This window comes from Lichenicola sp. GTC18331 (assembly GCF_055386855.1).
This window is the reverse complement of sequence record NZ_AP045015.1, coordinates 3,143,354-3,168,136: the sequence shown is the minus strand read 5'-3', so window position 1 is coordinate 3,168,136 and position 24,783 is coordinate 3,143,354. Positions and strand designations below refer to the sequence as shown.

Genomic DNA, 24,783 nt, shown 5'->3' with positions numbered 1-24,783 from the left:
GTTTGTGGTGCGCTCGACGCCCCGCGGACTCACGTTATTGACCCGCTATACCGAGTATTATTGTGCGGCGCACAGACGGTCCTGCGAGCACCCTGCGGGGCCGCCCGACGGGCTCGCACTTGGAGGCTGGATGGCGACATGCTAGGGCCCGGAACAGAATGAGCCCGCCTTTGATCGCCGTTCTGAACGGCCCCAACCTCAACATGCTCGGTTTGCGCGAACCCGCCATCTATGGACGGGCGACGCTGGACGACGTGGAACAGGTCTGCGCCCAGGCGGCGGAGCGACTCGACGTCGCGATCGACTTCCGCCAGACCAACGGCGAAGGCGAGCTGATCTCCTGGGTGCAGGAATGCCGCGGCCGCGCCCGCGGTATCCTGATCAATCCGGGCGGCTATTCCCACACCTCCATCGCTCTGATGGACGCGCTTTCCGCCGTGGCCCTGCCCGTGGTGGAGGTGCATATCTCCAACATTCACCGCCGCGAAGAATTCCGACGGCATTCCTATGTCAGCCATGCTGCCGTGGGCGTGATCTGCGGGCTTGGCGTGCGCGGCTACGCACTCGGTCTGACCGCGCTGGCCGACATCATCATGGACGAGGACGAACGATGACCCGCCTGCCGATGGACGCCGACGCGATCCGTGCCCTGGCCGAGATCCTGACCGAAACCGGCCTGACGGAGATCGAGGTTTCGGAGAAAGACAGCCGCATCCGCGTGGTGCGCGCCCCGGCGCCGGCCGTGCAGGCCTATGCACCGCCGCCGGCAATCGCCGCCGCGCCGGCTGCCGCCCCTGTCGCGCATGCCGCCGAACCGGCCCATTCGGCCGATTTCTCCAAGCATCCTGGCGCCGTCACCAGCCCGATGGTCGGCGTGGTCTATCTGTCGCCCGAACCCGGCGCCGCGCCCTATGTGGCGGAAGGCAGCACGGTCACGGCCGGCCAGACCCTGCTGCTCATCGAGGCGATGAAGACCTTCAACCAGATCAAGGCGCCCCGCGCCGGCACCCTCACCCGGCTGCTGGTCGAATCCGGTTCGCCGGTCGAGTTCGGCGAAGCGCTGGCCATCATCGAGTGATGGAATAAGGTCCCTCGTCGATGTTCCAGAAGATCCTGATCGCCAATCGAGGCGAAATCGCCCTGCGCGTGCTGCGCGCCTGCCGCGAGCTCGGCATCCGCACGGTGGCGGTGCATTCCACCGCCGATGCCGAGGCTATGCATGTGCGCCTCGCCGACGAGAGCGTCTGCATCGGGCCGCCGGCCTCGCGCGACAGCTACCTCAACATCCCGGCGATCCTGACCGCAGCACATCTGTGCGGCGCCGACGCGATCCATCCGGGCTACGGCTTCCTGTCGGAGAATGCCGGCTTCGCCGAGGCGGTGGAGGCGCATGGTCTCGTCTTCATCGGCCCGACCGCCGACCATATCCGCATGATGGGCGACAAGATCACCGCCAAGGACGCCATGCGTCGCCTGGGCGTGCCGCTGGTGCCCGGCTCGGACGGCGCCCTGCCGGACCTGGAAAGCGCCCGCAAGGTGGCGGCCGAGGTCGGCTACCCGGTGCTGATCAAGGCGGCGGCCGGCGGCGGCGGACGCGGCATGAAGGTGGCGCAGACCGAGAGCGAGATCGAGGAAGCGTGGCGCGTCGCCCGCACCGAGGCCAAGGCCGCGTTCGGCAACGACGAGGTCTATCTCGAGAAATATCTCGACAAGCCGCGCCATATCGAACTGCAGATCCTGGCCGACACCCATGGCGAGGTGGTGCATTTCGGCGAGCGCGACTGCTCCCTGCAGCGCCGCCACCAGAAGCTGCTGGAGGAAGCCGGTTCGCCGGCGCTGACGCCGGAAGCCCGCAACGCGATCGGCGAGACCGCGACGGCTGCGCTGAAGAAGCTCGGCTACCGCAACGCCGGCACGCTGGAGTTCCTGTATCAGGACGGCCAGTTCTGCTTCATCGAGATGAACACCCGCCTTCAGGTGGAGCATCCGGTGACGGAGATGGTGTGCAACGTCGATCTGGTACGCGAGCAGATCCGGATCGCGGCGGGCGAGAAGCTCGGCTACACCCAGAACGATATCCGCTTCGAGGGCCACGCCATCGAATGCCGCATCAACGCCGAGGATCCGGACACTTTCATGCCGACCCCCGGCAAGGTGTCGATGTTCCACGCGCCGGGCGGTCTGGGCGTGCGCATCGATAGCGCGCTCTATGCCGGCTACACCGTGCCGCCGTACTACGACAGCATGGTGGCGAAGCTGATCGTGCATGCGCCGACCCGCCTCGAGGCGATCAGCCGCATGCAGCGGGCGCTGGACGAATTCGTGGTGACCGGGATCAAGACGGTGATCCCGCTGCACCAGCGTATTCTGGCCGATCCCGGCTTCCGGTCGGGCGACTACACCATCCATTGGCTGGAAAAGTTCGTCGCCGCCCACAACAAGGGCTGAGAACGGGGCGGCGGGCGCTCAGTCCGCCGCTTCCGCCCCCATCTGCGTGTCCGCACCGGTATCTTCCGGGCCGGACTCGTTCTCGATCGACGCTTCCTCCCGATCCTCACCCTTGCGCGGGGTCATCCGGTTCCAGGCGTCCAGCGCCGCGACCTTGTACGCCTCGGCGAGCGTCGGGTAGTTGAAGGTGTTCTCGAGGAAGTAGTCCAGCGTGCCGCCGAGATTGAGCACCGCCTGTCCGATATGGACCAGTTCGGTGGCGCCTTCGCCGACGATATGCACGCCGAGCAGCTTCCGGTTCTTGAGCGAGACGATCATCTTCAGAAGACCGCCCTGCAACCCCATGATGTGGCCGCGCGAGGTTTCGCTGAACCGCGCCACGCCGCACTCGTAGGGGATCTTGCGGGCGCGGACCTCCTCCTCGCTCATGCCGACGGTGGAGATCTCCGGCACCGAGTAGATGCCGTAGGGGAAGAATTTCGGCGCCGGCGGCAGGGCCTGTCCGAAGGCATGGCAGGCGGCGATGCGGCCCTGCTCCAGCGCAGTGGAGGCCAGGCTGGGAAAGCCGATCACGTCGCCGGTAGCGTAGATGTGCGGCACGTCGGTCTGGAACGTGTCCGGGTTCACGGTCAGGCGACCGCGCTTGTCGGCCTGCAGGCCGCAATGCTCCAGATCGAGCGTGTCCGTCGCGCCGACGCGGCCGGCGGTATAGAGCACCATCTCGGCGCGGACCCGACGGCCGCCTTCCAGCATCACCACCGGCTGACCGACTTCCATGTCGATGCTCTGCACCTTGTCGCCGAGACGGAACGACACGCCGCGATCGCGGAGTTGGTAGACGAACTCGCTCATCAGCTCGCGGTCGACGAAGTCGAGAAAGGTGTCGCGCGGCTCGATCAGGGTGACCCGCACGTCCAGGGCGGAGAAGATGGTGGCGTATTCGACGCCGATCACCCCCGCGCCGATCACGGCGAGGCTGTTCGGCAGACGGCCGAGACGGGTCATGCCGTCGCTGTCCACCACCGTCACGCCGTTGAACGGCACGTTGTCCGGGCGATGCGGGCGGGTGCCGACGGCGATCACGATGCGGCTGCCGCGCACCTGGTGGATGTCCCCGCTATCCTCGGTGACTTCCAGAACGTGCTGATCGACGAAGCGGGCCTCGCCCTGCATCATCTGCACGCGGTTGCGCATGAACTGGTGCTTGAGGCCCTCGACCTCGTGATCGAGGGTCTTGGTGAGACGGGCGGTGAGATCGCCGGCCTCGATATCCTGCTTCACGCGATAGGCGAGACCATAGAAGCCGCGCTCGCGCCAGCCGGTGAGGTTCAGCACGGTTTCGCGCAGAGTCTTGGACGGGATGGTGCCGGTATGTACCGAGACCCCGCCCAGGCGCGGCTGCTTTTCCACCACCAGCACGTTCTTGCCGAGCTTGGCCGCCTGAACGGCGGCGCGACGACCGGACGGGCCGCTCCCGATCACGATCAGATCGTATTCGCGCAGCATCGCCGTTTCCTTCTCAGCGTGGAGTGGACGGTCCTCCTCCCGACAGGCAGGGGACCATCATGGACGCAAATGGTTCACGATTCGTAAGTGACCAGGGCCGTGGACGGAACGCCGAGGCGCTCGCGGCCGCCGAGGGCCAGAATCTCGATGATCACCGCCGCCATGGTGACGTCGGCGCCGACCTTGCGCAGCAGCGAGATCGCCGCCGCCAGCGTACCGCCGGTGGCGAGCAGATCGTCCACCACCACCACGCGCTGGCCGGGCTTCACCGCGTCTTCCTGGATGTGCAGGCTGTCGGTGCCGTATTCCAGATCGTATTCGAGCGACACGGTCTTGCCGGGCAGCTTGCCGGGCTTGCGCAGCATGATGAAGCCGCAGCCGAGCTTGCTGGCGAGCGGGGCGGCGAGCAGGAAGCCGCGCGATTCCACGCCGGCCAGCAGATGCGGCTGGGCCGGGGCGACGGCGTGGGCGAGACGGCCCATTGCCACCTGCCACGCATCCGCGTTCCGCAGCAGCGTGGAGATGTCGTAGAACAGGATGCCCGGCTTCGGAAAATCCGGAATGCCGCGGATGTGCTGCTTCAGGTCCATCCTGGTGGAATCCATGGCGCGCGAGGCCCTTCTGCTGGCGTGAAACCGCGCTCTACGCGCTTCGCTGCGCTGCGGCAAGCGAGGAGCGCTTCAGGAGAACGAGACCGAGACAAGAGGAGAGGACGAACAGTCCGATCGCCAGCGCGATCTGGGTGCCGTGGCCGATGCGGGTGCCGCTGCCGAGCAGCACGAAGATCAGCGTCTGCGGCAGGCTGCCGACCAGGGTCGCGAGCAGGAACGGCGCCGGGCGCAGGCCCAGCACGCCCGCCGCCAGATTGAGCATCAAGGCGCTGCCGACCGGCAGCAAACGGATGCACAGGACGGTGACGAAGGGCTGGGCATGGATCTGCCGGTCGAGCCGGGCGAGCCATCCGCCGGCATTGCGCGACAAACGATGTCTGGCCCAGTCGCGGCCGGCGAGACGGGCCCAGAGAAAACCGATGGTGGCGCCGGCCAGCGTCGCCAGAAGCGAGAGCCCCACCCCCTCGCCGACACCGTAGGCGATGCCGCCGGCGAAGCACACGGTCTGGCGCGGCAGGCCCACGGCGCAGATCGCGGTGCCGATCAGGAGAAACAGGGCCCGGCCGTGCAGACCGGCCTGCAGCGCGGAGACCGCCGGCAGCAGCCCGGCCTGCGCACCATGCAGACGATGCAGGGCGAAACCGATCGCCAGCAGGCCGAGCAGCAGCCAGAGGGGCTTCAGGAGCTTGCGCCAGTCGAATCCCGGCACGACCGGCGGCGACATGGCGGGATCGGTCGAACCGGGGAGCATGGCCGGGCCGGTAGCATCCCGGCCCTCCGGGGCACAAGGGCGTGTGCTGCGGAACCGCATGGCTGTTCGGGGGCGACACTCCCTTGCGGGGAAACGGGTGCCGACCCTAATCAAAGAGGATGCCGTCCGAAGCCGCTTTCTCCTCCGTCACGCGCCGGCTGCCGCGCGCAGCAGACCCCCTGCGTGCCGAACGCGACCGCAAGCGTGTCTCCGTCTGGCTGTTCGTGCTCTGCGGGATGCTGCTGGGCATGATCGCCCTGGGAGGCGCCACCCGTTTGACCGGGTCCGGCCTGTCGATCATGGAATGGGCACCGCTCTCGGGCGTGATACCGCCGCTAAGCCATGCCGAATGGGAGCATCTGTTCGCGCTCTATCAGCAGATCCCGCAATACCGCCTGGAGCATGAAGGGTTCGGCCTGTCCGGCTTCCAGCACATCTTCTGGTTGGAATGGATCCACCGGTTCTGGGGCCGGCTGATGAGCCTGGTGCTGATGGTGCCGCTGGTGTTCTTCGCGGTCACCGGCGCGCTCAGGCCGGCGATGATCGCGCGCCTGCTGCTGTTCTTCGTGCTGGGCGGGCTCCAGGGCGCGATCGGCTGGTTTATGGTGAAGTCCGGTTTCGATCCGGACAGCGTCGCGGTGGCGCCGTCCAAACTGGTGCTGCATCTGTGCTTCGCCTTCGCGCTCTATGCGCTGATCCTGTGGACCGCGTTTTCCATTCGCTGGCCGGCACCGATCGCGATCCGACCGGCCCGGGACGCGGTGTGGACACGCCGCGTGGCGATCTGGACCGCCTGCGTGCTCGCGATCACCGTGATGGCGGGCGGCTTCACCGCCGGCACCCATGCCGGGTTCTCGTTCAACACCTTCCCGTTGATGGACGGGCATCTGGTGCCGCAGGGCTACGACGCGTTGCAGCCGTTCTGGCGCAACTGGTTCCAGACCATCGCCGCCGTGCAGTTCGATCATCGCCTGCTGGCGACGCTGACCGCGCTGTCGGTCGGCGCGACGCTGCTGCTGGGCTTGCGCGCCCGTCTGCCGCAGCCGGCGCATGCCGCCCTGGTGCTGCTGGGCTGGGCGGTGCTGATTCAATATTGCCTGGGCGTGACCACGCTTCTGCTGGTGGTGCCGGTCTGGGCCGGCACCATTCACCAGACCTTCGCCGCCGTTCTTCTGGGCGTGACCTTGTTCGTGCTGCACCGCCTGCGCGGTGTCGCCAGCCAACCCTTGCCGATCGGAAACGCATGAGCGCGCTCGCCACCACCGACGACCTGTTCTTCGGCCGGCCCGACGCGGCGCTGGACCGTGCCGGCGCGGAACGCATCCTCGACCGCGCCCTCCAGGGCACGGACGATGGCGAGCTGTTCCTGGAATATCGCGAAAGCGAGTTCATCTCGCTGGAAGAAGGCGTGATCCGCTCGGCCTCGTTCGACACCACCCAGGGTTTCGGCCTGCGCGCGGTACTGGGCGACGAGGCCGGCTACGCCCATTCCGACGAGATCAGCGAACACGCTTTGCTGCGCGCGGCGGAGACGGTGGAACAGGTGCGTCGCGGACGCAGCGGGATCGCCGCCGAACGGCCGCGCCCGACCAATGTGCGGCTCTACGGCGACGCCAATCCGCTGCGGGAGGCCGAGTTCGCCCAGCGTGCGTCGCTGCTGTCGGAGATCGACGCCTATGCGCGGGCGCGCGACGGACGCGTGGTGCAGGTGATGGCCTCGCTCGCCGCGGAATGGCAGGCGGTGCAGATCCTGCGCGCCGATCGCGACCGTGTGGCCGATATCCGGCCGCTGGTGCGGCTGAACGTGTCCGTGGTAGTGGAGAAGGACGGCAGACGCGAAAGCGGCTCCTACGGCACCGGCGGCCGGTTCGAATTCTCCCGCGTGCTGAACGAGACCTCCTGGAAGCACGCCGTGGACGAGGCGCTGCGTCAGGCGCTGGTCAATCTCGACAGCGTTCCGGCGCCGGCCGGCGAGATGGAGGTCGTGCTCGGCAATGGCTGGCCCGGCATCCTGCTGCACGAGGCGGTCGGGCACGGGCTGGAAGGCGACTTCAACCGCAAGGGCACCTCGGCCTTCGCCGGGCTGGTCGGCCAGCGCGTGGCCTCGCCGGGCGTGACGGTGGTGGATGACGGCACCCTGCCCGACCGCCGCGGCTCGCTCACCGTGGACGACGAGGGCACGCCCGCCTCCCGCACGGTGATGATCGAGGACGGCATCCTGACCGGGTTCATCCAGGACCGCATGAACGCCCGCCTGATGAACGTGGCGCCGACCGGCAACGGACGCCGGCAATCCTATGCCCATATGCCGATGCCGCGCATGACCAACACGGTGATGCTGAACGGCCCGCATACGCCGGAGGAGATGATCCGCTCGGTGAAGAAGGGGCTCTACGCGGTGAATTTCGGCGGCGGCTCGGTGGACATCACCTCGGGCAAGTTCGTGTTCGCCGCCTCCGAGGCTTATCTGATCGAGGACGGCCGCGTCACCGCGCCCGTGCGCGGCGCCACGCTGATCGGCAACGGTCCGGATGCGATGACCAAGGTGAGCATGATCGGCAACGACATGGCGCTCGATCCGGGCATCGGCACCTGCGGCAAGAACGGCCAGGGCGTGCCCGTGGGCGTGGGCCAGCCGACGCTGAAGATGACCGGGCTGACCGTGGGGGGCACCGGGCGCTGAACGACCCCGAACCAGGCACGCCCCAAGCCGAGACCGAGGCGACGACAGGGGCCCCGACCCTTGCCCCGGCCCGGGCCGCGACCGCCGCGCGCGCCGACAGAACGGCCCGACTGCTCGCCGTCGGCCGCATGCCGGTCTGGCTGGTGATCCTGCTGGGCTCGCTCAGCGCGGTCGGGCCGCTCTCCACCGACATGTATCTGCCGGCCTTTCCGGCGATCCAGGCCTCGCTCGGCTCCACTGGCGGGGCGGCGCAGGCGACGCTCGCGGTGTGGTTCCTGGGGCTGGCGGTCGGGCAGTTCACGCAGGGTCCCGCTTCGGATCGCTGGGGGCGGCGCGCGCCGCTCCTGTTCGGCATGGCGGTCTACACGGTGGGCTCGCTGGGCTGCACGCTGAGCCGCGACATCTGGAGCTTCTGCGCGTTCCGCTTCCTGGCGGCCCTGGGCGGTTCGGCCGGCATGGTGATCCCGCGCGCCATCGTGCGCGACATCGCCACCGGCGTGCGCGGCTCGCGTCTGATGTCGCAGCTCACGCTGGTTCTGGGCGTGGTGCCGGTGCTGGCGCCGTCCCTGGGGTCGCTGGTGCTGGGCTTCGCTTCCTGGCGCTGGATCTTCCTGATCGCCACGATCTACGGGATCGTGGAGTTCCTCACCGTCTGGCGCGTGCTGCCGGATACGCTGCCGCCGCCCGTGCGCCTGAAGCTGTCGCCGCTCGACGTGTTCCGGCGCGTCTACACCATCGTCCGCGAGCCCGTGTTCCTGGCCAATAGCTGCATCTGCGGGTTCGGCACCTTCATCATCTTCGCCTATCTGGCCGGGACGCCGATCGTGTTCGAGCGCATCCGGCACTTCACGCCGACCCAGTTCGGGCTCGTCTTCGGCTTCAACGCCGCCTGCTACATCACCGGCACGCAGCTCAACGCCCGCTACGCCTATCGCATCGGCCTCGCCCGTCTGCTGCGCTTCGGGCTGACGGCGATGGCGGCGAGCGCGCTGCTTCTGCTGCTGGTGGCGCTGTCCGGGCTGGCCGATCCCCGCTATCCGCTGCTGTTCGTGGCGGTGCCGGTGCTGGGGGTGATGACGTCGATGGGGTTCATCACGCCGAACGCCACCGTTCTGGCTCTGGGCGGCCATGCGCGCCATGCCGGCAGCGCGTCCGCCCTTCTGGGCACCATGCAGTTCTCGTTCGGCGCGGTATCCGGGGTGATGATGTCGCTGTTTCCGCAGGTGAGCGTGCTGCCGATGGCCGCGATCATCCTGCTCGGCGTGGCCGGCGCCCTGCTGTTCTTCTGGTTCTACCGGCGGCATGCGGCGCATGGCTGAAACGGACCAGACCCTGCTGCGCCATCGCGGCCTGCTGGGGTTCCTGTCCAGCCGTTCCGCGTCGTCCCTCGCGTTCCAGATCCAGGCGGTGGCGATCGGCTGGCAGGCCTATGCGCTGACGCACAACCCCCTCACCCTCGGGCTGATCGGCCTCGCCCAGTTCGTGCCGATGCTGCTGTTGGTGTTCGTGTCCGGCCAGGTGGCGGACCGGTTCGACCGCAGGCGCGTGGTGATGGTGTGCCAGACCGTGGAAAGCCTGTGCGCGCTGCTTCTGTGCTGGGCGAGCTGGCACGGCGCGGTGACGCCGTGGCTGCTCTACGGAATCGTGGCGTTGTTCGGCTCGGCCAAGGCGTTCGAGGGGCCGTCCCTGCAGGCGCTTCTGCCGAGCCTGGTGCCGGCCGCCCTGTTTTCGCGTGCCGCGGCGCTGAGCGCGTCCCTTTTGCAGACCGCGACCATCATCGGCCCGTCCGTGGGCGGCCTGCTGATGATGGGCTCGCCGCGCTGGGCCTACGCGGTGTGCGCGTGTTTGTTCGTGGCGGCGCTGCTGTCGATGAGCCGGGTGCGGCTGGAACTGCCGCCGCGTCCGCGCGGGCCGGTGTCGCTGTCCACCGTGTTCGGCGGCATCGCCTTCATCCGCTCCAAGCCCGACATCCTGGGCGCGATCTCGCTCGATCTGTTTGCCGTTCTGCTGGGCGGGGCCACGGCGTTGCTGCCGGTCTACGCGCTCGACATCCTGCATGGCGGCCCGTTCGGGCTCGGGCTCCTGCGCGCCGCGCCGGCGATCGGCGCGCTGGCCATGTCGCTGGTTCTGGCCCGACGTCCGATCACCGGACGGGCGGGGCCGTTGATGTTCGGCGCGGTGATCCTGTTCGGTGTGGCCTCGATCGTGTTCGGCCTGTCGCGCTCCCTGCCGTTGTCGATCGCCGCGATGATCGTGCTGGGCGCGTCCGACGTGATCAGCGTAGTGGTGCGCTCGACCCTGGTGCAGTTGAACACGCCGGACGAGATGCGCGGGCGGGTGTCGGCGGTGAACATGCTGTTCATCGTCACCTCCAACCAGCTTGGCGAGTTCGAGAGCGGCAGCGTGGCGGCGTTGCTGGGAAGCGCGCCCGCCGCCGTGGTGCTGGGCGGTGCGGGGACGCTGGCGGTGGCGCTGATCTGGATGGCGCTGTTTCCCGGGCTTCGGCGGCTCGACCGGCTGGAACCGGCCCGGCAATAAATGCCGACCCGGCAGAATCTGCCGGGCAGATCGTGCCGGGTGGCCGGGCATTCGCACGCCGGCGCTGGCTCTTTCTCGTGGCCCGGAACTTGCAACCTCGAGTTGCGCAATTCAACCTTGGCGCGAGAGGAGCGCTTCCATGTCCGGCGTGTCCAGTGCCATGGCGATCTCGGTGTATCTGACCGCCAGCAAGAACGAGCAGGCGCAGGTCTCGAAATACATCAAGAGCGACCCGGTGACGCAGAGAACCGTGTCGTCGTTCCAGAACAGCGCTGCGACGCTGGGCAGTTCCAGCGCGATCCTCGCCAACTACAAGGCGCTGCAGGTGCTGACCGGCGCGTACAACATGAGCGGGCAGATCAACAGCCGCGCCATCCTGTCCGACCTGATGACGCAATCCGCGGACAGCACCACCTCGCTGGTGCAGAAGAGCGCCAACACCGACTATCTGCATTTCGCCCGCGCGACGCAGAACCGCAGCACCGATACCATCGCCCTCGGCGGCGCCGGATTTACCACGAGCGGCGCCAACGCCTCCACGCTGACGGTGCAGAACCTCGGCTGGATCAGTTCCAAGACGCCGACCAGCGCTTCGCCCGCCGTGCAGTGGTCGTTCGTCACCAATGACGGTTCGGCCGGAAGCGCGGTGGCCGCGGCACTGAATGCGGCCTCCAAGGCGGCCGGCGGCACAGGCGGCTACAGCGTCGGCGCGAACGGGATCGTGTCCAACACTGCGGGCGGCGCCGCCGTGACCACCAGCACGGACAAGAACGGCAACACCACCTACAGCCTGCCCGTCACACGGGATTCGTCCGGCAACGTCATCAAGCGTGTGGATGTCGTGTCGGTGAAGGTCGCCGCCGGCAGCACGCCGGCGGCGTCCACGGCGCAGGCTCAGGCGCTGAGCGGCGCGCTCGTCGGGGCCGGTTTCGACGCCACCCTGTCCGCCACAGGCACTTTGTCGGTGACGGCCCCGGCCACCGCAGGCGTGCAGAGCCTGGCCAATTCGTTCCGGATGCCGATCGCCACCGCCACGAACACGACGGTGGACCCGGGCGGGCGGCTGATGCTGGGCAGCGTCGGCAAGTCCCTGGTCGCCGGACAGATCCTGATGGACGGCGACAATCTGATCGGCACGGTGAAGTCGGTCGACATGTTCGGCACCGTGACGCTGGCCGCGCAGTCCGCCACGCAGATCTCGGCCGGCGACACGATCTCGCTGGCGACCGGATTCTCGGCCGCCCATCTCGGCAGCAGCGTGACCGCCGCCAGCGCCAGCGCCGCCGGCAGCAAGACCCTGGCGCTCGGCGCGGCGGGGCTGGGTTTGCGGGCCGGTCAGGTGATCAGCAGCGGCGGCAAGACGGTGGGAACCGTGGGTTCGGTGGATCCGACCGGCACCGTCACGCTGCTTGCCGCCAGCGCTGTCGCCATCGCCAAAGGAACTGCGCTGTCCGTGTCGCCCGCCGTCGGCGGCGTCATCACGCCTGCCCTGTCCGATGCCAGCAACGTTGCGTCCATCGTCTCGTCCTTCGAGACCAACGCCTACGAAAGCAGCATGGGCCAGCAATATGCCGGGCTGGACGACGCACTTTACTACACGCGCACCATGGGCAGCGTCACCAGCATCAATCAGCTCATGTCCAATGCCAAGCTGCTGAAAGTCGTGACCACCAGCCTGGGCATGGGGAATTACTTCGGCTCGCTGGACTACACGCAGCAGCTTGCGATCCTGAAGAACAAGATCAACATCAAGCAGATGACCAGCCCCGAGGGCATCAAGAAGACCTCTCTGCAATATCTGATCACCAAGGCTGCCAACACGGTGGCCGCCCCGACCGGGATCGCCGCGCTTTATTCGCCTGGGGGGGGCCTCAGCAGCCAGGCCGTCTTCGGCCTCACCAACGGCATCCAGCCCAGCAGCACCACGACGAATGGCGGGTCGGACCCGGTGCTGTCATTGTTCACCTAGCATCGGGCCCCGCCGGGCACGATCTTACGGCGCGGGATCCATGCCGGACGATCCTCCTTCCGGCGCATCGCCGAGCATCCGGACGATCTCTTCGCCGATATCAACGGGCCAAACGGCGATCAGCGCGTCGAGCCGCGCACGGTCTCCGGCGAACAGGGCGCGGGACGCCTCCTCGAACCCCGACCGGTCACCCGCCAGAACGGCCATCACGCGGTAGGCGGCCTCCGTCCGTTCGCGCGCGGCCGTTTCGTCCGACCGGCGGGCGGCCTCGACCAGCCGACGCAGGGTCGCGGAGGCACCGCCAGGCTGACGGCCGAGCCAATCCCAGTGTCGCGGCAGCAGGGTGATCTCGCGCGACACGACGCCGAGCACCGGCCGTCCACGCTGCGATTTCACCGCCTGGACGGCATAGCGCGCGGCCACATCGTCCGTAGAGCCGCGCAGATCGAGATCGATTACCGCGCCCGTGCCGCGATCGAAGACGAGCACGGAACAGGCCGGCTCGGTGTCCAGCATTCGGCGCACCGACGCCGCGACGTGATCGAGACCGCCTTGCGCGATCCTTGCTCCGGCGCTGAACGCAACAGCTTCGACCCGCATGCCATTCCTCCCGATGAACGGCGCCTATTTACCCGGGCGGAAATAGCTGATCAATATCGCCCGGGTATAAATGGAGCGGGTTATGGACACTGAAGACAGGAAGGCGGCACGGACGGCGTACAAGGAGCGAACGGTGGTGGCCGGCGTCTATGCCGTGCTGTGCACGGCGACCGGGCAGGCCTGGGTGGGGCGCAGCACGCATATCGACACGGAACAGAACGGGCTCTGGTTCTCGCTCCGTCTCGGCACCAGCCCGCACGCCAGTCTGCAGAAGGCCTGGTGCGCGCATGGCGAGGATGATTTCCGGTTCGAGCAGCTCGATCGGCTCGGACCCGACGTGTCGCAGATCGACCGGTCCAGCGAGCTGATCAAACGCGCAGCCCTGTGGCGGGCGCGTCTCGATGCCCTGCCGATCTAGACGGCGGCGTTGCTCATTCCGCGTCCTCGGCCGGCGCGAAGGAGGCGGTGAGATCGCTCAGATGGCCGATCTCTTCCAGCCTGACCCCGTCCGGCGCCACCAGCCGGTTGCGCCCACGGGCGACGCGACGCGGCAGGAACACATGCTCGAAGCCGAGCTTCTGCGCTTCCTTCAGCCGGGCCTCGGCCTGCGCCACCTGACGCACCTCGCCGGACAGGCCGACCTCGCCGAAATACACCGAACCGGCGCTGGTCGGCTGGCCCGTGGCGGCGGACGCCAGGGCCGCAGCCACGGCGAGATCGGCGGCGGGCTCCTGGATGCGCAGACCGCCCGCGACGTTCAGGTAGACATCCATGCCGGCCAGCTTGAGCCCGCAGCGGGTTTCCAGCACCGCCAGCAGCATGTTGAGCCGTCCGCTGTCCCAGCCCACGACCGCACGCCGGGGCGAGGAACCGCTGTTCGGCGACAACAGCACCTGGATCTCCAGCAGCACCGGTCGCGTGCCTTCCAGCCCGGCGAACACGGCGGAGCCGGCGATATTGCCGCGGCGCTCGGCCAGGAACAGGGCGGACGGGTTCGGCACCTCGGCCAGACCGCGATCGGTCATCTCGAACACGCCGATCTCGTCTGTGGCGCCGAAGCGGTTCTTGGCGGCGCGCAGGATGCGGAACTGGTGGCCGCGATCGCCTTCGAAATACATCACCGCGTCGACCATGTGCTCGAGCACGCGCGGGCCGGCGAGCGCGCCCTCCTTGGTGACGTGCCCGACCAGGATCAGCGCGAAGCCGCGCGCCTTGGCGAGACGGATCAGCTCGAAACCGGAGGAGCGCACCTGGCTGACCGAGCCGGGCGCGCTGTCGATCGTTTCCAGCCACATGGTCTGGATCGAGTCGATCACCACCAGGGCGATGTCCGACTGGGTTTCCAGCGTTTCGGCGATATCCACCACGTTGATCGCGGCGGCCAGTTCCAGATTGGGCGCGGCCAGCCCCAGCCTGCGGCCGCGCATGCGGATCTGGTCCACGGCTTCTTCGCCGGAGATGTAGAGGACGCGCCGTCCGGCCAGCGCCATCGCTGCCGCCGTTTGCAGCATCAGCGTGGATTTGCCGATGCCCGGATCGCCACCCACCAGCACCACGGAGGCCGGCACCAGGCCGCCGCCCAGCACGCGGTCGAGCTCGGCGATGCCGGTCTCGAAGCGCGGCGGCGGGTCGGCCACGCCTTCCAGCCCGACGAAGCCGATCCGTGACGAACGCGCGCGGGCGGCTTGGCCGCCGGAGGGCGGACGCGCGGACGCGGCACGAACCTCGCCCGCTTCCTCGACGATGGTGTTCCATTCGCCGCAGGCCTCGCAGCGCCCGCTCCATTTCGGATACACGGCGCCGCAGCTCTGGCAGACGAACCGCGTCTGCGGCCGCTTGCTCATGGCGCCGCGTCTCCGGCCTTCATGTCGGAGGCGAACAGGCTCGCCTGCATCAACCCGGACCCGCCGGGTTCGGGCGTCAGCAGCACCAGCAGCGCCACCGGCGCGCCGTGCGGGCGATCGATCAGATAGCGCTGTTCGCGCCCGGCCGGATCGGCGCCCATCAGCTTCATCTCGCCGCCGCCGGCCGCTTTCACCGTGTCCGACAGGCTGTTGGTCAGCGCGGCCGGATCGATCCCGGTGCCGCCGGTGCCGCACCAGCCATCGTCGAACGACAGCACCATCAGATGGCCGGGCGCATCGGCGACGGTGAACGCCTCGCCCGGGCGCGGCAGCACCGCATGGGCGACGTTGCCCGGCATGGGCCGGAAACGCGGCGGCACGAGCTCGGCGCGCAGCCCGGCAGTATCGCCGGCATGACGGAAGCAGGTCTGTCCGAACGCCTGCCCCATGGCGGTGGCGGCATCGTGTCCGGCGCTTTCGGCCAGAGCGGATGGCGCCCACCAGAACCCGGCGCCCAAGGCGAGCGCATGGGCGGCCAGAACGACGCGACGGCGCACCGGCCCGTGACCCTGACGGCGGCTTATCGCCGCAGCTCCATGCCGATCGGGCCTTCACGCCGGCCATGGGTGAACTGGTCCACCATGGCGTTGCCGCTGTTCATCAGCGACGCGGCATCGCCCTGCCAGACGAGCTGGCCGTGATAGAGCATGGCGGCGCGGTCGCCGATGCGCCGGGCGGAAGGCATGTCGTGGGTGATGGCGATGGCCGTGCTGCCCAGGCCGCGCACGCATTCCACGATCAGCCCGTCGATCACCGCGCCCATGATCGGGTCGAGGCCGGTGGTGGGCTCGTCGAAGAACAGGATTTCCGGCCGTGCGGCGATGGCGCGGGCCAAGCCGACGCGCTTCTGCATGCCGCCGGACAGTTCGGACGGGGCCAGATCGCCCACGGACGGATCGAGTCCGACCTGGGCGAGCACCTCCCCTGCCCGCTCGCGCGCGGCGGCGCGGCTGATGCGCGGGCCGCCATGGCCGGAACGGGCCAGCAAACCGAATGCCACGTTCTCCCAGACCGGGAGACTGTCGAACAAGGCCGCGTTCTGGAACAGCATGCCGATCTTCTCGCGCTGCTTTTCCTGCTCGCGACGCGGCTGGCGCAGCACATCCACGCCGTCGATCTCGATGGTGCCGGCATCGGGCTGGATCAGGCCGAGGATGCAGCGCAGCAGCACCGACTTGCCCGATCCGGAACCGCCGATCACCACGGTGGAGGTGCCGGCCTCGACGTCGAGATCGATCCCGTCCAGCACGCGCTTGGCGCCGAAGCTCTTGCACAGGCCGCGGATGCGGATCTTGGGGACGGAGGCGCTCATCGGGAGAAGAACATCTCGGTCAGCACGTAGTCGAAGCACAGGATCAGGATGGAGGCCGCGACCACGGAAGCGGTGGTGGATCCGCCCACGCCTTCCGCACCGCCCTTGGAGTTGTAGCCGTTGTAGCAGCCCATCAGCGCGATCAGGAACCCGAACACCGCCGCCTTGGCCAGACCGACGGTCACGTCGATCGGCTGCACGAAGGCCAGCGTGTTCATCACGTAGGCTTCCGGCGAGAAGCCGAGCTTCACCACCGAGACCACGAAGCCGCCCATCACACCCAGGATGTCGGCCACCACCACCAGCAGGGGCAGAGCCAGCGCACCGGCCAGCAGACGCGGCGCCACCAGATATTTCATCGGATTGGTGCTGAGCGTGCCGAGCGCGTCGATCTGATCGGTGACGCGCATGGTGCCGATCTCCGCCGCCATCGCAGCACCGACGCGGCCCGCCACCATCAGACCGGCCAGCACCGGCCCCAGCTCGCGCACGACGCTGAGCACGACGATGTCGGCCACCGCGGACTGGGCGTTGAAGCGGGAGAATCCGGTGAAGGATTGCAGCGCGATCACCATGCCGGAGAACACGGCGGTCAGCGCCACCACCGGCAGGGAGAAGAAGGCGAACTCGCCGAAGGCGGACACGAAATTGCGCCAGTAGAAGGGCGGCCGCAGCAGGTGAGACAGGCCGGCGAGCGCGAACAGCGCCAGCCGCCCGGCGCCGCGCACCGTATCGAGGACGCCGCGGCCGATCGCCTCCACCAGCCGCGCTGGACGCGTGAGAGCGTTCATCACGATGCGGTTCGGACCAGGCTTGGGTCGGTGCTCATGGTCGTTGCGTATAGCGGCAACGGCGACGCTTTCAAAACCGGGGGGTTGTTGGCTAGGCTGCGCGGCGTTTCAGCATGCGGATGAACGATCATGGCCGGATTCGTCCGCAAGCGGGTTCTGGTCACGGGCGGAGCCGGATTCCTGGGCTCGCATCTCTGCGAACGCCTGCTGGCGCTGGGCCACGACGTTCTGTGCGTCGACAACTACTTCACCGGCACCAAGGACAACATCGCGCCGCTGATGGGCAGCCCGAATTTTGAGGTGATGCGCCACGACATCAGCACGCCGCTGATGGCGGAGGTGGACGAGATCTTCAATCTCGCCTGCCCGGCCTCGCCGCGGCACTACCAGTACGATCCGGTGCAGACCCTGAAAACCAGCGTTCTCGGCGCCATCCACGTTCTGGGCATCGCCAAGCGCACGGGCGCGCGCGTGTTCCAGGCCTCCACCAGCGAGGTCTATGGCGACCCGGACGTGCATCCGCAGACCGAGGACTATCGCGGCAACGTCAATCCGCTCGGGCCCCGCGCCTGCTACGACGAAGGCAAGCGCTGCGCGGAAACCCTGTTCTTCGACCACAGGCGCAAGCACGGCACCTCGATCAAGGTGGTGCGGATCTTCAACACCTACGGCCCGCGCATGCATCCCGAGGACGGGCGCGTGGTCTCGAACTTCATCACCCAGGCGCTGCGCGGCGAGAACATCACCCTCTACGGCGACGGCGGCCAGACGCGCGCCTTCTGCTTCGTGTCCGACATGATCGAGGGTTTCGTGCGGATGATGGACACGCCGGACGACGTCACCGGACCGGTCAATCTGGGCAATCCGCACGAGATCACGGTGCGCGAGCTGGCCGAACGCATCCTTCGCATCACCGGCTCGCGCTCGAAGCTGGTGTTCGAGCCGTTGCCGCAGGACGACCCGACCCAGCGCTGCCCGGATATCGCCCGCGCGCAGGCCTTGCTGGACTGGGAACCGGTGGTGCCGCTGGAAGACGGGCTGGCGCGGACGATCGCCTATTTCGCCGATATTCTGGGACGTTCCGTTATCCCGGCGGCCGTGAAGACTGTTCTTTCTTGATAGAAAGAACCAAAGAACTTTTGATTGCTCGACTCAGAACGAGTCAAAACCTCCGAACCCGAACGGACAAAAGTCTTTTTGCTTCTTTTTCTTCAGAAAAAGAAGACCCTCACCCCGCCAGAGCACCAGCCACCTTCTCCAGCAACAACGCGCTCCGGAACGGCTTCAACAGCAGCCGGCGCTGCGGCACGTCGGCGAGCGCTGTCAGGTCTGCATAGCCGGTCACGAACAGCACTTTCAGACCCGGGCGCAGGCTGGTCGCGCTGCACCACAGCTCGTGCCCGTTCATGCCCGGCATGGCATAATCGGTGATCATCAGGTCGACCGGGCCGATCTCGTCCAGGCGCTGCAACGCCTCCGCGCCGCTGGAAACGGCGATCACCTCGTAGCCGGCCTCGGCGATGATGGTGCTCGTCACCTCGCGTACGGCCGCATCGTCGTCGACCAGCAGGATCCGTGCGGCCTGTCCGGGCGTTTCGGAAACGGGTTCGGCATCGTCGGGCACGGGCGGTATCACGAAGGAGGGCGTCGGCGCGGGCGTGAACGGACAGGGTTCGACCGCCGGCAGGTCGGTCGCGCGCGGCAGCAGGATCGCCGCCACCGTTCCCTCGCCCGGCGCGGACTGCAGCGTGGCTGTGCCGCCTGACTGGCGGGCAAAGCCGTAGACCTGCGACAGTCCGAGCCCGGACCCCTTGCCGGGGGGCTTGGTGGTGAAGAACGGCTCGAAGGCGCGGGCGAGAACGTCCGGCGCCATGCCGCGTCCGGTATCGGCCACGGAAATCTCCACGTAGTCGCCGGCTGCGATGCCGAGCGCCTCCGCCTCCGCCTCGTCCAGCGGATGGTTGCGCGTGGCAATGGTGATGGCCCCACCGACCTCCATCGCGTCATGAGCATTGAAGGACAGGTTCAGGATCATTCTCTCGATCTGGGTGCGGTCCACGAAAGCGCGCCACAGCCCGTCCGCCAGCCGGGTCTCGACCGCGACGCCGCCGCCCGTCGCCGGCGGCAGAAGCAGGCGCAGCTCGGCCACAACGTCGTTCAGATCGGTCGGACGCGGCTCGAGGCGCTGCCGTCGGGCGAAGGCGAGAAGCTGGCGGGTCAGGTTGCCGCCACGCTCGGCAGCCTCGCGCATGGCCGCGAGACGGTCCTGGGCACGGGCGTCGAGCGCGTCGCCTTCCCGGCTGGCCGCTTCCAGGAATTCGATATTGCCGATGATCACGGTCAGCAGGTTGTTGAAATCATGCGCCACGCCGGAAGTGAGCTGGCCGACCGCCTCGATGCGCTCGGCCTTGGCCAGACGGGCCTCGGCCCGTCCGCGATCGGTGATCTCGGCCAGCAGCCGCTGTTCCACCGCTTCGCGCTCGCGCTGCTCCTGGACACGGGCCAGCACCAGCTCGTCGATCTCCGTGCTGCTGCCGACGAAGGCGGGGCCGGCATCGCCCTTGCCCAGCAGCAGCGGGTCGATCGGCACCACGCGGGTGCGGAACCAGCGATAGCGGCCGTCGCGATGCAGCAACCTGTGCTCGATCTCGAACGGCATCGCCTTCCGGAGCGCCTCGCGCCAGCGCGGCAGGAACGCGAGCCGTTCATCGGGATGCAGAAGATGGGCGAGGCGGAGCGGAACCGGCAGTTCCTCGTCCGGATCGAAACCATACTCGGCCCAGACCCGGCCCAGCGGCTCCACGGTGCCGCCCGGCCAGACCGTGAACAACAGATGCGGCAGGCTGTCGACGATGCTGGCGCCGTTCAGCGCATCGGCGACGGCCCCGGCCAAGCGCTCGGTGGCCCGCCTGACCGGCTCGGTCCAGGCGCCGCGCCGTCGCGCCACCAGCGCGCCACGCAGACCGGGCACCGCCAGCGGCACGATCAGGCATTCGGAATCCGGGCCGCGCAGCATGGTGGTGCGGTTTTCCCGCACCGCCTGCGCCGCCACCCCGTCCGGATCGACCAGAAGCGCGCCCAGACGGGCGTCGATCCCGGTACAGCCGCGCTTGCGCAGCACGCCATCCTCGACCAGCAGCAGGCACAGCCCGTCGCAGTCGATCGCCTCCGTGCCGTTCTCGCGCAGCAGGCGCAAAACCTGCGGCAGGCTTCGCATCACGGACAAACGGTGCAACGTTTCCGGGGCGATGGCCTGCACCATGTTCACGACGCCGCGTCCGCGGCGGTTTGCAAGTTCGGCATCGCCACCTGATCCGGCGCACTCCAGTGCTGCTCGCAGCGTGCCTCGTAGAGGTTCTCCGAACCGAGTTCGAGACGGCACCCGGTTTCGCGCCGCTTCGCGGTCCAGACCGCCGGGGCCGCGCAGCTGTGACACCGCGCGGACAGCCGGACATGGCGCGACGCATGCTCGGCCAGACGAGAGACCGGCTCGAACGGGCGGCGCATGTAGTCCGTGTCCAGACCGCCGGCCACCACCTGGCAGCCGGCCGCGACCGCCGCACGGATATCGGCCACGATGTCGCCGCGATAATGCGGCTCCACCATGAACTGAACCTCGTCGATCACCACCACGTCGTACTCGTCCGCATCCGACGGCCAGTCCGAAACCGGGCGCGCGGCGATGCGCGTGCCGTCCCGGCTGGACACCACGTCGGCGCCGTCGCGCACGTCGAAGGCCGGTTTCAGCACCAGCACCGCGTGATCGCTGCCGGCGCGGCGACGCTGTTCGTTGGTGGCGTGGGCGATCAGGGCGGCCGATTTGCCCGCGAACATCGGCCCTGTGAGCAGGAGAAGGTCACCCGTGCCGCGACCGGGCGAATTCGAGCGGGAAGCGGTGGCCATCGCGGGTGTGCAAATCCTTTGTCCAAATTCTTGCATAGCCCGGCCCCGCCCCCTCGCCCATGGGCGGAATGCGCACGAAAGCGCGTATCGCGTGCATGTGTTCGACCGGACCGACGCAAGGCTCGGCCGGACACGCTTGACCGGTCCCCCGCGAAGGCCGGACAAGCGGTGCCATGCAGCGCATCTTCTCCGGCATCCAGCCGTCCGGCATCCCCACGCTCGGCAATTATCTCGGCGCCATCCGCAACTGGGTGGCGCTCCAGGACGGGCACGAATGCCTGTATTGCCTGGTCGATCTGCACGCCATCACCACCTGGCAGGACCCGGCCGCGCTGCGCGAGCAGACCCTGACCCAGGCGGCGATCCTGCTGGCCGCCGGGATCGATCCGAACGCGCACATCGTCTTCAACCAGTCCGCCAACAGCGCCCATGCGCGTCTGGCCTGGATCCTGAACTGCGTGGCGCGCATCGGCTGGCTGAACCGCATGACGCAGTTCAAGGACAAGGCGGGCAAGGACCGCGAGGGCGCCTCGGCCGGGCTCTACGTTTATCCGAACCTGATGGCCGCCGACATCATGGCCTATCACGCCACGCGCGTGCCGGTGGGCGACGACCAGAAGCAGCATCTGGAACTGGCCAACGACATCGCGCAGAAGTTCAACCACGATTACGGCGTCGAGTTCTTTCCCGCGATCGAGGCGGTGGTACCGCCGGCGGCGGCGCGCGTGATGAGCCTGCGCGACGGCACGAAGAAGATGTCGAAATCCGACCCGTCCGACCAGAGCCGGATCAACCTGACCGACGATGCCGACGCGATCGCGCTCAAGATTCGCCGCGCCAAGACCGACCCCGAGCCGCTGCCGACCGATCCGGCCGATCTCGACGCGCGGCCGGAAGCCCGCAATCTGGTGACGATCCTGGCTGCCCTGTCCGACCGCACCCCGGCGGCGGTGCTGGCCGAGCATGGCGGGTCCGGGTTCGGTCCGTTCAAGGAAGCGCTCACCACGCAGCTCCAGGAAAGCCTCGCTCCGATCACCGGCGAAACGCGTCGCCTGCTGGCCGATCCCGGCCATCTGGAAACGGTTCTCCGCGACGGCGCCGAACGCGCGCGGGCGATCTCGGAGCCGATCGTCCGCGAGGCCGAGCGCATCGTCGGCTTCATCGCTTGAGTCAGGACATGCGGCAGGCGATCCAGACCCTCACAATCGAGACCAACGGCAAGGGGCTGGTGCCGATCGACCGGCCCGTCCTGCGCTGGGTTGCCGATCAGGGCATCGAGACCGGTCTGCTGACGCTCTGGTGCCAGCACACCTCGGCCTCGCTGACGGTGCAGGAAAACGCCTCGCCGGAGGTGCTGACCGACATCGTCCGGTATTTCGACACCATCGCGCCCGAAGCGCCCGGCCGCTACATCCATGCCGACGAAGGCCCGGACGACATGCCGGCGCATCTGCGCACCATGCTCACCCAGACCCAGCTGTCGATTCCCGTGGCGAACGGACGGCCCGTCCTTGGCACATGGCAAGGGCTGTATCTGTTCGAACATCGCCGCCGGCCGCACCGGCGCAGCGTGGTGTTGCACCTGCTGGGCGACTGATCGCGCTTCGAACCCGGTCGCGTCGAAAAATCTGGTCGGTGTGGCAATCCGGTTGTTCCGCAACGCGCCAAAACCGTTCCATTTCGGACGTGGCGCCGCGCTGACACCGGCCCAGCCGGTTGCATCACGGGGCAAACCGGACCGCGATGACGATCCTGCCGGCAGTTCAACCGCGTGGCCGGGCCGATCCGCCAGCGAACGAACTCTGAGCAATTTGAGGGATTTGAGGGAATGAAACCCCTCAGAACCGGCCAGGTGGGCGAGGGATCACCTTCTGCGCGGCCAGCCGACCCGATCCGCATGCGGTTCCACTCCGCATCCGCCCCGATCGGACTTCTTATACCATGTTGCAGGGGATAACCGGGATGCCGCTACGGAGTCCGGGCTCTCGCGTCGCCTTGCACGGCCTCCCGCAGGGCCGAAACCGATGAAATTCTGTTCCGGCTTGGTTGCGAAACGGAACAGATGAGCGTTAGCTCCGGGCAGCGAGGGCAGGCAGCAAAGCCGGCCCCGGAAAGACTTCGGGACGGAACACATATGTCGGCAAGCGCGTCTCAGCCTGTCGCCGCAGCGCCTCACGCCGGTGGGATTCCGGCGCTGGAGATGCACGGCATCTCCAAGACCTTCCCCGGGGTGCGCGCGCTCAACGGCGTGTCGCTGCAGGCCTATCCGGGCGAAGTGCTGGCGCTGATGGGCGAGAACGGCGCCGGCAAATCCACCCTGATGAAGATCCTGAGCGGCGCCTATCGCGCCGATCCGGGCGGCTCCATCGCCGTGAACGGCCAGCCGATCACCATCGACGGCCCGCAGGCGGCGAAGGCGGCCGGCATCAGCATCATCTACCAGGAGCTGGCGCTGGCGCCGAACCTGACCGTGGCCGAGAACATCTATCTCGGCAACGAGCTGAGCCATGCCGGACAGCTCGACCGCAAGGCGATGGCCGAATCCTGCCGCCCGATCCTGGAACGCCTCGGCACGCCGTTCGGGCCCAACACGCTGGTCGGCACCCTGTCGATCGCCGAACAACAGCTGGTCGAGATCGCCCGCGCCCTGCACGCGAAATCGCGCATCCTGGTGCTGGACGAGCCCACCACCGCGCTGTCCGCGCGCGAGACCGACCGCCTGTTCGCGCTGGTACACCAGCTCCGCGACGAAGGCATCGCGCTGATCTACATCTCGCACCGCATGGCCGAGATCTACGAGCTGGCCGACCGCGTCACCGTTCTGCGCGACGGCACCTGCGTCGGCACGCTCGAGCGCGAGGCGCTGTCCGCCGACGCCATCGTGCGGCTGATGGTCGGGCGCGAATTGTCGTCCTTCTACACCAAAACGCACGATCCGAACGCGGTGCGCGGCCCGGTGGTGCTGGAAGTGGACGGGATTACCGATGGCGGCCGGGTGAAGCCTTGTTCCTTCACCCTGCATCGCGGCGAGGTCCTGGGCGTGGCCGGTCTCGTGGGTGCCGGACGCACCGAACTCGCGCGCCTGATCTTCGGCGCCGACCGTCCCGCCGGCGGCACCATCAAGCTCGAAGGCAAGACGATCGCGCCCCGCGGCCCCAAGCAGGCGCTGGATGCCGGGATCGCCTATCTGACCGAGGACCGCAAAGGGCTCGGCCTGTTTCTCGACATGAGCTGCGGCTCCAACATCAATGTCGGCGTGATCGACCGCGACTCCGCGACCGGGGGACGCCTCAATCTCCAGCGCGCCAAGGAGCGCGCCATGGGCGCCTTCTCCGCCTTCCGCGTGCGCGCGGCGAGCCCCCTGGTGCAGGTCGGCTCTTTGTCCGGCGGCAACCAGCAGAAGGTGCTGCTGGCGCGCCTGCTGGAAACCGGGCCGAAGGTGCTGATCCTCGACGAGCCGACGCGCGGCGTCGATGTCGGCGCCAAGAGCGAGATCTACCGCATCATCGACGAACTCGCCTCCAAAGGCCTGGGCGTGCTGATGATCTCGTCCGACCTGCCGGAGATCGTCGGCATCTGCGACCGCGTGCTGGTGATGCGCGAAGGCAGCATCGCCGGCGAGGTGGGCGGCACCACCGGCGTTCCCGTGACGCAGGAGAACGTCATGGTGCACGCAGCCGGCCTCGCCGCCTGATCGATCGGGCGCCACGTTGCGTGGCGCCCCCGTGCTTCACCGGAACAGCGGCGCGGCGGCCCGCACCCGTTCC

23 protein-coding genes are annotated in these 24,783 nt (G+C 68.1%); 13 read left to right on the top strand and 10 right to left on the bottom strand.

Features of this window, described 5'->3' with window-relative positions; genetic code table 11:
- The first annotated feature begins 158 nt into the window (after nt 1-158).
- Genes aroQ through accC form a run of 3 tightly spaced genes read left to right on the top strand, consistent with a single transcriptional unit; the run spans nt 159 to nt 2,448 of the window.
- Nucleotides 159-614 (top strand): type II 3-dehydroquinate dehydratase, encoded by a 456-nt coding sequence (gene aroQ, locus ACZ5BM_RS14520; RefSeq protein WP_498908824.1) that lies wholly within the window; start codon nt 159-161, stop codon nt 612-614.
- Entirely contained in the window at nt 611-1,078 is a 468-nt protein-coding gene (gene accB / locus ACZ5BM_RS14515; protein ID WP_498908823.1) for an acetyl-CoA carboxylase biotin carboxyl carrier protein, read from the top strand. Before aroQ ends, accB begins: the two co-directional genes overlap by 4 nt.
- Before the next feature lie 20 nt (nt 1,079-1,098).
- The gene (gene accC / locus ACZ5BM_RS14510) at nt 1,099-2,448 is read left to right on the top strand and encodes an acetyl-CoA carboxylase biotin carboxylase subunit (RefSeq protein ID WP_498908822.1); all 1,350 of its coding nucleotides are present in this window, start codon (nt 1,099-1,101) and stop codon (nt 2,446-2,448) included.
- Nucleotides 2,449-2,466: 18 nt separating this feature from the next.
- Here accC and sthA read toward each other — a convergent pair whose 3' ends face one another.
- The 3 genes from sthA to ACZ5BM_RS14495 form a co-directional block, all read right to left on the bottom strand.
- Nucleotides 2,467-3,954, bottom strand: a complete 1,488-nt coding sequence (gene sthA / locus ACZ5BM_RS14505; RefSeq protein WP_498908821.1) for a Si-specific NAD(P)(+) transhydrogenase — start codon at nt 3,952-3,954, stop codon at nt 2,467-2,469.
- 74 nt (nt 3,955-4,028) lie between these two features.
- A complete protein-coding gene (locus ACZ5BM_RS14500; protein WP_498911656.1) occupies nt 4,029-4,544 on the bottom strand; it encodes a purine phosphoribosyltransferase family protein in 516 nt (171 codons plus the stop codon).
- A gap of 52 nt (nt 4,545-4,596) precedes the next feature.
- The gene (locus ACZ5BM_RS14495; RefSeq protein ID WP_498908820.1) at nt 4,597-5,289 is read right to left on the bottom strand and encodes a TVP38/TMEM64 family protein; all 693 of its coding nucleotides are present in this window, start codon (nt 5,287-5,289) and stop codon (nt 4,597-4,599) included.
- Nucleotides 5,290-5,435: 146 nt separating this feature from the next.
- On the opposite strand from ACZ5BM_RS14495, the gene ACZ5BM_RS14490 reads away from it, so the two are divergent.
- The 5 genes from ACZ5BM_RS14490 (at nt 5,436) to ACZ5BM_RS14470 (ending at nt 12,506) form a co-directional block, all read left to right on the top strand.
- Nucleotides 5,436-6,563 carry a COX15/CtaA family protein gene (locus ACZ5BM_RS14490; RefSeq protein ID WP_498908819.1) on the top strand — a complete coding sequence of 376 codons (1,128 nt, stop codon included), beginning with the start codon at nt 5,436-5,438 and terminating at the stop codon, nt 6,561-6,563.
- Nucleotides 6,560-7,999 carry a metalloprotease PmbA/TldD family protein gene (tldD, locus tag ACZ5BM_RS14485; RefSeq protein WP_498908818.1) on the top strand — a complete coding sequence of 480 codons (1,440 nt, stop codon included), beginning with the start codon at nt 6,560-6,562 and terminating at the stop codon, nt 7,997-7,999. Before ACZ5BM_RS14490 ends, tldD begins: the two co-directional genes overlap by 4 nt.
- 128 nt (nt 8,000-8,127) lie before the next feature.
- Entirely contained in the window at nt 8,128-9,318 is a 1,191-nt protein-coding gene (locus ACZ5BM_RS14480) for a multidrug effflux MFS transporter (protein ID WP_498908817.1), read from the top strand.
- Nucleotides 9,311-10,537, top strand: coding sequence for an MFS transporter (locus ACZ5BM_RS14475; protein WP_498908815.1), 1,227 nt, complete (start codon nt 9,311-9,313; stop codon nt 10,535-10,537). The genes ACZ5BM_RS14480 and ACZ5BM_RS14475 overlap by 8 nt, the downstream gene beginning before the upstream one ends.
- 139 nt (nt 10,538-10,676) lie before the next feature.
- Entirely contained in the window at nt 10,677-12,506 is a 1,830-nt protein-coding gene (locus ACZ5BM_RS14470; RefSeq protein WP_498908814.1) for a DUF1217 domain-containing protein, read from the top strand.
- A 24-nt stretch (nt 12,507-12,530) separates the two neighbouring features.
- Here the strand turns inward: ACZ5BM_RS14470 and ACZ5BM_RS14465 are convergent, their stop codons facing one another.
- Nucleotides 12,531-13,106, bottom strand: a complete 576-nt coding sequence (locus tag ACZ5BM_RS14465) for a DUF2239 family protein (RefSeq protein WP_498908813.1) — start codon at nt 13,104-13,106, stop codon at nt 12,531-12,533.
- Nucleotides 13,107-13,188: 82 nt separating this feature from the next.
- Here ACZ5BM_RS14465 and ACZ5BM_RS14460 point away from each other — a divergent pair, with 82 nt between their 5' ends.
- Entirely contained in the window at nt 13,189-13,524 is a 336-nt protein-coding gene (locus ACZ5BM_RS14460) for a GIY-YIG nuclease family protein (RefSeq protein WP_498908812.1), read from the top strand.
- A 13-nt stretch (nt 13,525-13,537) separates the two neighbouring features.
- Here the strand turns inward: ACZ5BM_RS14460 and radA are convergent, their stop codons facing one another.
- Genes radA through ACZ5BM_RS14440 form a run of 4 tightly spaced genes read right to left on the bottom strand, consistent with a single transcriptional unit; the run spans nt 13,538 to nt 17,113 of the window.
- Nucleotides 13,538-14,950 (bottom strand): DNA repair protein RadA, encoded by a 1,413-nt coding sequence (gene radA / locus ACZ5BM_RS14455; protein ID WP_498908811.1) that lies wholly within the window; start codon nt 14,948-14,950, stop codon nt 13,538-13,540.
- Complete coding sequence (locus ACZ5BM_RS14450; protein ID WP_498908810.1) at nt 14,947-15,507, bottom strand: hypothetical protein; 561 nt, start codon at nt 15,505-15,507, stop codon at nt 14,947-14,949. The genes radA and ACZ5BM_RS14450 overlap by 4 nt, the downstream gene beginning before the upstream one ends.
- Before the next feature lie 23 nt (nt 15,508-15,530).
- Nucleotides 15,531-16,322, bottom strand: coding sequence for an ABC transporter ATP-binding protein (locus tag ACZ5BM_RS14445; protein WP_498908809.1), 792 nt, complete (start codon nt 16,320-16,322; stop codon nt 15,531-15,533).
- Entirely contained in the window at nt 16,319-17,113 is a 795-nt protein-coding gene (locus ACZ5BM_RS14440; RefSeq protein WP_498908808.1) for an MlaE family ABC transporter permease, read from the bottom strand. Before ACZ5BM_RS14440 ends, ACZ5BM_RS14445 begins: the two co-directional genes overlap by 4 nt.
- Nucleotides 17,114-17,242: 129 nt before the next feature.
- Between ACZ5BM_RS14440 and ACZ5BM_RS14435 the strand changes: the two genes are divergently transcribed.
- Nucleotides 17,243-18,232, top strand: coding sequence for a UDP-glucuronic acid decarboxylase family protein (locus ACZ5BM_RS14435; protein ID WP_498908807.1), 990 nt, complete (start codon nt 17,243-17,245; stop codon nt 18,230-18,232).
- Nucleotides 18,233-18,341: 109 nt separating this feature from the next.
- Here the strand turns inward: ACZ5BM_RS14435 and ACZ5BM_RS14430 are convergent, their stop codons facing one another.
- Nucleotides 18,342-20,375: a hybrid sensor histidine kinase/response regulator gene (locus tag ACZ5BM_RS14430; protein ID WP_498911654.1), complete on the bottom strand. Its 2,034-nt coding sequence runs from the start codon at nt 20,373-20,375 to the stop codon at nt 18,342-18,344.
- A 2-nt stretch (nt 20,376-20,377) separates the two neighbouring features.
- Complete coding sequence (locus ACZ5BM_RS14425) at nt 20,378-21,016, bottom strand: thymidine kinase (RefSeq protein WP_498908805.1); 639 nt, start codon at nt 21,014-21,016, stop codon at nt 20,378-20,380.
- 173 nt (nt 21,017-21,189) lie between these two features.
- Between ACZ5BM_RS14425 and trpS the strand changes: the two genes are divergently transcribed.
- The 3 genes from trpS to ACZ5BM_RS14410 all read left to right on the top strand — a co-directional run bounded on the left by trpS (nt 21,190) and on the right by ACZ5BM_RS14410 (nt 24,710).
- The gene (gene trpS / locus ACZ5BM_RS14420; protein ID WP_498908804.1) at nt 21,190-22,185 is read left to right on the top strand and encodes a tryptophan--tRNA ligase; all 996 of its coding nucleotides are present in this window, start codon (nt 21,190-21,192) and stop codon (nt 22,183-22,185) included.
- Nucleotides 22,186-22,193: 8 nt separating this feature from the next.
- The gene (locus tag ACZ5BM_RS14415; protein WP_498908803.1) at nt 22,194-22,613 is read left to right on the top strand and encodes a YjbQ family protein; all 420 of its coding nucleotides are present in this window, start codon (nt 22,194-22,196) and stop codon (nt 22,611-22,613) included.
- A 537-nt stretch (nt 22,614-23,150) separates the two neighbouring features.
- Nucleotides 23,151-24,710, top strand: a complete 1,560-nt coding sequence (locus tag ACZ5BM_RS14410) for a sugar ABC transporter ATP-binding protein (RefSeq protein ID WP_498908802.1) — start codon at nt 23,151-23,153, stop codon at nt 24,708-24,710.
- Nucleotides 24,711-24,783 lie beyond the last annotated feature (73 nt).

Bases quoted from the DNA above. Each gene is read 5' to 3' on its own strand.
- aroQ (WP_498908824.1), top strand. From the start codon at position 159: ATGAGCCCGCCTTTGATCGCCGTTCTGAACGGCCCCAACCTCAACATG.
- accB (WP_498908823.1), top strand. From the start codon at position 611: ATGACCCGCCTGCCGATGGACGCCGACGCGATCCGTGCCCTGGCCGAG.
- accC (WP_498908822.1), top strand. From the start codon at position 1,099: ATGTTCCAGAAGATCCTGATCGCCAATCGAGGCGAAATCGCCCTGCGC.
- sthA (WP_498908821.1), bottom strand. From the start codon at position 3,954: ATGCTGCGCGAATACGATCTGATCGTGATCGGGAGCGGCCCGTCCGGT.
- ACZ5BM_RS14500 (WP_498911656.1), bottom strand. From the start codon at position 4,544: ATGGACCTGAAGCAGCACATCCGCGGCATTCCGGATTTTCCGAAGCCG.
- ACZ5BM_RS14495 (WP_498908820.1), bottom strand. From the start codon at position 5,289: ATGTCGCCGCCGGTCGTGCCGGGATTCGACTGGCGCAAGCTCCTGAAG.
- ACZ5BM_RS14490 (WP_498908819.1), top strand. From the start codon at position 5,436: ATGCCGTCCGAAGCCGCTTTCTCCTCCGTCACGCGCCGGCTGCCGCGC.
- tldD (WP_498908818.1), top strand. From the start codon at position 6,560: ATGAGCGCGCTCGCCACCACCGACGACCTGTTCTTCGGCCGGCCCGAC.
- ACZ5BM_RS14480 (WP_498908817.1), top strand. From the start codon at position 8,128: ATGCCGGTCTGGCTGGTGATCCTGCTGGGCTCGCTCAGCGCGGTCGGG.
- ACZ5BM_RS14475 (WP_498908815.1), top strand. From the start codon at position 9,311: ATGGCTGAAACGGACCAGACCCTGCTGCGCCATCGCGGCCTGCTGGGG.
- ACZ5BM_RS14470 (WP_498908814.1), top strand. From the start codon at position 10,677: ATGTCCGGCGTGTCCAGTGCCATGGCGATCTCGGTGTATCTGACCGCC.
- ACZ5BM_RS14465 (WP_498908813.1), bottom strand. From the start codon at position 13,106: ATGCGGGTCGAAGCTGTTGCGTTCAGCGCCGGAGCAAGGATCGCGCAA.
- ACZ5BM_RS14460 (WP_498908812.1), top strand. From the start codon at position 13,189: ATGGACACTGAAGACAGGAAGGCGGCACGGACGGCGTACAAGGAGCGA.
- radA (WP_498908811.1), bottom strand. From the start codon at position 14,950: ATGAGCAAGCGGCCGCAGACGCGGTTCGTCTGCCAGAGCTGCGGCGCC.
- ACZ5BM_RS14445 (WP_498908809.1), bottom strand. From the start codon at position 16,322: ATGAGCGCCTCCGTCCCCAAGATCCGCATCCGCGGCCTGTGCAAGAGC.
- ACZ5BM_RS14440 (WP_498908808.1), bottom strand. From the start codon at position 17,113: ATGAACGCTCTCACGCGTCCAGCGCGGCTGGTGGAGGCGATCGGCCGC.
- ACZ5BM_RS14435 (WP_498908807.1), top strand. From the start codon at position 17,243: ATGGCCGGATTCGTCCGCAAGCGGGTTCTGGTCACGGGCGGAGCCGGA.
- ACZ5BM_RS14430 (WP_498911654.1), bottom strand. From the start codon at position 20,375: ATGGTGCAGGCCATCGCCCCGGAAACGTTGCACCGTTTGTCCGTGATG.
- ACZ5BM_RS14425 (WP_498908805.1), bottom strand. From the start codon at position 21,016: ATGGCCACCGCTTCCCGCTCGAATTCGCCCGGTCGCGGCACGGGTGAC.
- trpS (WP_498908804.1), top strand. From the start codon at position 21,190: ATGCAGCGCATCTTCTCCGGCATCCAGCCGTCCGGCATCCCCACGCTC.
- ACZ5BM_RS14415 (WP_498908803.1), top strand. From the start codon at position 22,194: ATGCGGCAGGCGATCCAGACCCTCACAATCGAGACCAACGGCAAGGGG.
- ACZ5BM_RS14410 (WP_498908802.1), top strand. From the start codon at position 23,151: ATGTCGGCAAGCGCGTCTCAGCCTGTCGCCGCAGCGCCTCACGCCGGT.